A 2,344-nucleotide genomic window follows, 5' to 3' on the forward strand; every position below is an offset into this window, starting at 1 on the left:
TAGCTCTTCGATGAGTATCTAAACCTTTGTATTTTGGTAGTAGTGAAGGGTGAATATTTAAAATTTTACCTTTAAAATTTTTAACAAAATTTTTTGAAAGTATTTTCATAAATCCTGCTAAGCAAATTAATTCAATTTTATTTTTTTTAAGTTCTTTAAGTATTTTTTTTTCAGCAATATCTTTATTTTTGAAACTAATTATTTTTTTTTGAATTTTAAAAATAGTTCCATATTTTAAACCCTTGGCTAACTTATTATTAGTGACAATTAGGTTAATAGAAATAGGTGATTTCTTTAATTTAGAAAACTTAATTAGTGATTTTAAATTACTACCTGTTCCAGAGATAAATATTGCAGTTTTTATTTTATTTGTTCCAATTGATAGAACCATTTAATTTCACTTTATTTTTACCATTAATAATTTTTCCAATTACATATGGTTTGTAATTTTTAGGAAAATAACTTTGAACTTTTTTTAAGTTTTTTTTGTTGATAATTAAACAAAAACCAACACCGCAGTTAAATGTTTTTAACATTTCATTTTCTGGTATTCCATTTTTTTTAAGCCAATTAAAAATTTTTAAAGTTTTGATTTCATTTAAATCAATATCAGCCAACATGTTATCCGGTATAATTCTTTTGATGTTATCAGCAAGTCCTCCTCCTGTAATATTTGCACAACCATTAATAAGATTTTTTGAAATTATGTTGATCATTTCTTTCACATATATTTTTGTTGGTTTCAAAAGTTCTGATTTTAAAAATTTATTTTTATTTATATTAATTTTTTTTTTATTTATTAAATACCTTACAAGTGAGAACCCATTTGAATGTAATCCACTAGATGGAATTGCTAGTATTAAATTATTTTTTTTTATTTTATTTTTATTTAAGATTTTATTTTTACCAACAATACCAACAGCAAAGCCAGCTATATCAAATTTACCTTTTGAATAAGTGCCAGGCATCTCAGCTGTTTCTCCACCTACAAGTTCACAATCTGATAGTTTACAGCCCTTAACTATTCCTTTAATGATTGATTTAAGTTTAATTAAATCAATCTTGTTTATTGAAATGTAATCTAAAAAAAGCAAAGGTTTTGCACCCTGAACAATTAAATCGTTCACACTCATTGCTACAAGATCAATACCAATTGTATCAAATTTATTTAGAGAATTAGCTATTTCAATTTTAGTACCAACACCATCTGTGCAAGCAACTATTTGAGGTTGCTTTATGTTGCTTGGGATATTTGAAATAGAACCAAAGCCCCCAATATTAGAAAACTTTTTTTTGCCCCTTTTTTTTGATGATACTGATGAAATGAAATTTACAAACTTATCAGCAGCTTTAATGTTAACGCCACTTTTTTTATAGGTAAAATTTTTATTATTCATTACAATATTATATGAGGTGTTTTTCAAAATTAATTAAACAGAAGAGTTTATATAATCTTTTTCTATTTCTTGCTTTATTAAATATTTTTTTTTCCACAGAAAATAGTATTGCAAAAACATTTTCTATAAAAGAAATTGAAATTTCATCTCCATTTAATGCCTCATTTGACAAAAATAAGATAATAAATCGAGGTTTTGTTGAAGCATATCAGGAACTTATTTTAACCATTGCTCAAAGCAAAGATCAAAAAAAACTTCAAAACACATCAACTAAAGAAGTCAAAAGTTTAGTTGAAACATTTTCTATTGCTCAAGAAAGTTTTATTGATGAAATATATAATCTTACCTTAAATGTAGAATTTAATAAAAAAAGTTTTTTTGAATTATTAGAAAAAAAAAATGTATTCCCTTCATCTATTATTCGAAAAGATTTAATTTTTTTTCCAATAGAAGTAGATGAAGAAAAAAATGAAATATTTCTTTTTTCAGAAAGTCAATTATTTAAAAATTGGAATTTTAAAAAAGAAAAACACCATCAATTAAATTATATTTTACCAAACGAGGATATCGATGATTATAATTTAATTAAAAAAAATATTAACAATTTAGAAGATTTTGATTTTAGAGAAATTTCAAAGAAATATAATTTTGAAGATTTTATTATAATGATTGTTTTTAAAAATAATCAAGAAATTCGAGTACTTAATCAAATAGTATTTAACAAGAACCAAAATTTAAAAAATTTTAAATTCAAAAATATCAATTTAGAAAATTTAGAAGATTTAAAAAAATTCATAGATAAACAAAAAATAGTTTTTGAAGATTATTGGAAATTAAAAAACATAATAAATACATCAATTAAATTGGATTTGACTATATCAGTTGATAATAGCAATATAATTAAAATTGATCAGTTTGAAGCAACACTTTCAAATATAGAGTTGGTT

Annotated in this window: 3 protein-coding genes; 1 reads left to right on the top strand and 2 read right to left on the bottom strand. The window is 22.7% G+C overall.

The window, feature by feature from the left end:
* Both AMN99_RS04240 and purM read right to left on the bottom strand, forming a co-directional pair.
* Positions 1–391, bottom strand: a 391-nt coding sequence (locus AMN99_RS04240; RefSeq protein WP_075506589.1) for a formyltransferase family protein, incomplete at its 3' end; no start/stop codon positions are given.
* On the bottom strand, positions 366–1,397 hold the full coding sequence (gene purM, locus AMN99_RS04245; protein ID WP_075506591.1) for a phosphoribosylformylglycinamidine cyclo-ligase: 1,032 nt from the start codon (positions 1,395–1,397) through the stop codon (positions 366–368). The genes AMN99_RS04240 and purM, both read right to left, overlap by 26 nt.
* Positions 1,398–1,408: 11 nt before the next feature.
* Between purM and AMN99_RS04250 the strand changes: the two genes are divergently transcribed.
* Positions 1,409–2,344: DUF2066 domain-containing protein (locus AMN99_RS04250; protein ID WP_075506590.1), on the top strand; the 936-nt coding region annotated here is incomplete at its 3' end.

This window comes from Candidatus Pelagibacter communis, assembly GCF_001180225.1.
GTDB lineage: Bacteria > Pseudomonadota > Alphaproteobacteria > Pelagibacterales > Pelagibacteraceae > Pelagibacter > Pelagibacter ubique_D.